This is a genomic window from Mesorhizobium sp. GbtcB19, from assembly GCF_019091085.1.
Taxonomy (GTDB): domain Bacteria; phylum Pseudomonadota; class Alphaproteobacteria; order Rhizobiales; family Rhizobiaceae; genus Mesorhizobium.
The window spans coordinates 1-255 of sequence record NZ_JAGXJY010000329.1 but is presented as its reverse complement, the minus strand read 5'-3'; the positions used below and the strand labels follow the sequence as shown (position 1 = coordinate 255).

General features: G+C 68.6%; 1 protein-coding gene. It reads left to right on the top strand.

The window, feature by feature from the left end; genetic code table 11:
- Positions 1-255, top strand: a 255-nt coding sequence (locus tag KVT37_RS32425; protein WP_217579052.1) for a PD-(D/E)XK nuclease family protein, incomplete at both ends; no start/stop codon positions are given.

The window sequence follows — 255 nt, the reverse complement described above, 5'->3', positions numbered from 1 at the left end:
AAAAGCTCGCCGAAAACATCATCGAATGGGAGCATGGCCGGGCCGAGGCCGTTGCCCGGCGCCATGCCGAGGAACGCGCCGAGAAAACGGTGGTCGGCCGCACCGGCGGGACGCTGTCCGGCTACGCCGACCGCGTCGACCTGCTTGCCGGCGGCATGGCGGACATCCTCGACTACAAGACCGGCCCCTCACCCTCGAAAGCGCAGGCGCACACGCTGCTATCGCCGCAGCTGGCGCTGGAAGGAGCGTTGCTCC